Here is a 3884-nt window from a genome sequence, read left to right as displayed (position 1 = left end):
TTTTCCCAATGGGTGATTTCTTTAAACCTTGTCCTAGCAGGGCTAAGGCTGGGTTTAAAAAATCGCCAAGTGGGTGAAAAGTGGGTTTCTGATGTTTGTTCCTATTTATGCAAAGGTCTCAGTTTGTTACTAATCAGGGTTTTTTACCTTTCAAATTTGTTTTATGCGCTTTTTTAGTGCGGAAATTGAATTTATTTAACACATATAAAACACTTTCTAGAAGCAATATTTTTTTAGGCATTGTAGGCAGTTGCTTGATGATAGATATTGCCTTTTTAGATTGTGGACCTTTTGGGTGTATTCTGTAAATACCTGGATATAAAAAAGAAAAATTAATCTTATACCACAAGTAAATATCTGAAAAAAATAAATGCCATTGTTTGGGTAAAACCTTTAAATCCTTGGCCAAAGACCTTGTATAGTTACGGTAATCAACAATGTGCGATACACGCTCAAAATCAACAGGAAATTGCCATTTTGAGGTCTCTTGTTGATTTAAAATACATTTTTTCATTGTTGCCTGGTTGGGTAAGGATATTTTGTTGCTCAAATAAGCGGATAAATATCTTGCTTGTAATTCAGATACCGAAGGCAATGAGCCTAAATTTGGACGAACGAAGCCGATAAAATAACAGTTATTGGTTTTTGGCATAAACATATATTTGTATAATTTATTTGGCGAAGAAATGTCGTCCCTTATCTCTTTAGGAAGAAAAGATAAATCAAAAGTGTGTCCTGCACACAAAACGATAGCATCTGCCTCAACAGAGCTGCCATCTTCAAACATAACTGTTTTTCCTTTTAAATCAGAAATTTTCGGCTTAAGGCTGATTTTATCTTCTAAATAAGCCTTAATAAAACCACAACTTTTTACGGTAATTCGACGAAATGGACCTAAGTGCTTAATTGACGGGTTAGAAGAATTAAACTCTTGAATGGTGCTTTGAATTTTTTTATCATCTGTTGAGATAATATTGCGATACTCTATTTCTCTTTTAAACTTTGTTAAAAAAGAAAGCTTGCTCTCGTCAATGTCCCTAGAAATAGCATGATAAATATTAGAGGTGTCCAAATCTGTTGGTTGGTTGTCATGGTATCTTGGGATGAAGTATCCTGGCCATCTACGGATTGAGGCGTAGCTGTTTTTTACTATATGACGAGACAGATAAATTAGATCAGACGCTGTTTCTCCCAATCCTATAAAAACAACCGTTTTATCTTTTAAGATGGAGACATCTTTAAGATCTGAGCTGCGTATGATTTCACCAGAAAAATTTTGTTTGTTTTTTAGGGGGATTTCTTTGGACTTTTGATTGGTGCCAGTACAAATAGTCAAATAGTCAAAAGTATTTGTTGTTACTTTTCCATTGTGTTCAAAGTCAATATTCCATTGACCCTTTATATTGCTTATTTTTTTCACAATAGTATTAAAATGTATTAACTTTAATAGATTGTTTTTCTTTGCATAGCTGTTTAAATAATCAACATATTCGTTCGCTCGCCACATTTTTAAATGGTTGTCATTTATTGTTGGAGGAAAATCACTAAAACTAACTAAAAAAGGGTTATTTACCAAGGTTAAGTCTTGATAGCAGTTTGCAAATATACCGCCAATATTGTTAGACTTTTCAAAAACTTTTATATCAATATTTGGATTGTTTGCTTGAATTTCTTTTGCGGTGCAAAGCCCAGAAGGTCCCGCTCCGATAATGCACATTTTTATTTTATTTTGCATTAACTGCCCTTAAGATTGGTTTTTTATGGGAATGTAATTGAGTATTTGTAATCTAAAAATTTTTGAAATTCATCAAAATGGGCGTCAATTATATATAAGGACTTATTCCAAGTTTCATCATCAATCTCTTCTTGTTCAAAAATTGATAAATCAACGGCATTATCTACCTCGCTATCAATGTGTTGATTGCCAAAATAGTGTAGCTTTTTTCCGGTTTCTTTTTCATATAAATCAGCCATATATTTAGTTGTGTTAAAAAACATTTTTACGGTAGCCTCTCCAGACTCTAATGCGGCTATTTTTAAAAAAACATTATCTCCACACATCTGGGCTCTAACAATAACCTGGTACATATAATTTCTGATAGGCGCACCCCTATCTAGCCAAATCATATTCATAGCATCGCCGTAATTCTTAACCTTGTCATAAAGCCCTAAAGTTTTTAAATCATCCTTTAACATATCCCAATGCGTACTGTCTATTTCGGCATGTGCATTAATTGCTTTTTGCTTATCATTTTTTGGATGTTTAGTGAAATAAAACATCTGATTTATATCTCTAAATGTCATTGCAAGATGAACAAACAAAGGCGCCCATAGATGCATTTTTTCAACAACATCTGCTTGATTGATGCTATAGACATCTTTAAATAATTTGTGACACAAGGTGTTTTTTTGATGTTCATTAATTGCGGCGAATACTCTTTTCATTTTCATTTCTTATTCTAAGAGACCTTTGCATAAATAGGGATGATTAGCAAAATCCAATTTTTGCCCAATGGGTAATTTCTTTAAACCTTGTCCTAGCAGGGCTAAGGCTGGGTTTAAAAAATCGCCAAGTGGGTGAAAAGTGGGTTTCTGATGATTGTTCCTATTTATGCAAAGGTCTCTCTAAGGCTTAATAATTGTGAAAAAGTATCATCTAAAAGATAAGGAGGCACAAATATTAATTATCTTTTTCCCCTTATCTTTTAGGTTGCACCATTTATCAAAAAGGATCTTAACCAGTTGAGGTCTATAAAAAAATTATAAAATTTATTTTTTTATGTGATAATGAGATTAATTGAAATAATAGGATTTATTGTAATGCAAAAAAAACAATTTACAACTTGGTGTTTAGTTTTACTATCAATGCTTTTATTAGGTGCATATGGTGAAAATAATAAAAATAAAAATTTAACAGTACAAAGTAGCAGTGCAGGAGACATTAAATCACTAAAAACCAAAACCAAAGTTACTGCTGTTAAGGAAATGCAAAATCCACTTCCACTTCCTCTTCCTCTTCCTCTTCCTCTTAATCCTGATCCTGACAGTAAAAAGGTTTACTTAAATAAGGATGGATCAGGTGTAGTTGTAACGCTTGCTAACCGTATAGGCCAATTTTTTTCTTTAATAGGCTCCAATTATACGCTGATGGTAGAGTGTCCAGTACAAACGGATAAGGAAAGCACCACTAAGCCGATTGAGTATATTAAAACCATAAGTTCACAATATTGCAGGACAATGCCAAATTACAAGGCAGGTGCAAGCGTTCGGGTGCTCTTTGTATTTACCGCTCTTGATGACAATTATACCCTTTGTCTACTTGATCCCAAGCAACCAGGCAAAGCTGATTGTGGTGATGGCTATATAAAAAGATAGGAAAAGACAAGGGGCACAAACATTAATTATCTTTTTTTAGACCCAGAAACACCTTTCTTTAATTTTTGTTCTCACAGTTGCTTTATCAATAAAACGCTCATCACCAAGTATCCTATCTGTTTTACTGTGTTTTTGTAGTCGGATCTTTTTGTTTGTTGTAGATAAGTCTGTCAATCATCAATCAGATCTAAGCGTCTATTGACTTTAACAATGCCAAGATTGCCATGCCCTGATAAATGAGTATGCACGCTACTATAAGCATAATTCCATGGCTTTTTAACCATGCCAGCCATAACAGGACTGTTAGTTGCCAATGTTGAGCAGCTTGTTAGACTATTTAGTCGCCCCTTAAAAACCACTCCAAACAAACCAAAACCACCCATTTTTCCAACCATCTAAATCAACAAAACTGCTTTTTATCCAGTACCGCAAAAAACCTTAGGTATTTTACAAAAAATAAACCCAGTTTTTGCCAAAACAAAAAAATAGTGGCTATTACCAGCCATTTT

4 protein-coding genes are annotated in these 3884 nt (G+C 33.5%); 1 reads left to right on the top strand and 3 read right to left on the bottom strand.

Translation table 11 applies throughout. The features are described 5' to 3' along the window. Positions 1-133: 133 nt before the first annotated feature. Both BBROOKSOX_RS09410 and BBROOKSOX_RS09405 read right to left on the bottom strand, forming a co-directional pair. Positions 134-1735, bottom strand: coding sequence for an NAD(P)-binding domain-containing protein (locus tag BBROOKSOX_RS09410; RefSeq protein ID WP_139661358.1), 1602 nt, complete (start codon positions 1733-1735; stop codon positions 134-136). Positions 1736-1758: 23 nt separating this feature from the next. Then, a complete protein-coding gene (locus tag BBROOKSOX_RS09405; protein ID WP_139661356.1) occupies positions 1759-2451 on the bottom strand; it encodes a hypothetical protein in 693 nt (230 codons plus the stop codon). Positions 2452-2820: 369 nt separating this feature from the next. Here BBROOKSOX_RS09405 and BBROOKSOX_RS09400 point away from each other — a divergent pair, with 369 nt between their 5' ends. Then, positions 2821-3375, top strand: coding sequence for a hypothetical protein (locus BBROOKSOX_RS09400; RefSeq protein ID WP_218973721.1), 555 nt, complete (start codon positions 2821-2823; stop codon positions 3373-3375). A 170-nt stretch (positions 3376-3545) separates the two neighbouring features. On the opposite strand, the gene BBROOKSOX_RS09395 is transcribed toward BBROOKSOX_RS09400, so the two are convergent. After that, positions 3546-3770 (bottom strand): hypothetical protein, encoded by a 225-nt coding sequence (locus BBROOKSOX_RS09395; RefSeq protein ID WP_139661351.1) that lies wholly within the window; start codon positions 3768-3770, stop codon positions 3546-3548. Positions 3771-3884: the final 114 nt, after the last annotated feature.

Source organism: bacterium endosymbiont of Bathymodiolus sp. 5 South (assembly GCF_900128535.1).
In the GTDB taxonomy this organism is placed as follows: domain Bacteria; phylum Pseudomonadota; class Gammaproteobacteria; order PS1; family Pseudothioglobaceae; genus Thiodubiliella.
Note: the sequence above shows the minus strand (reverse complement) of the source record. Positions and strands in the feature narration are given on the sequence as shown.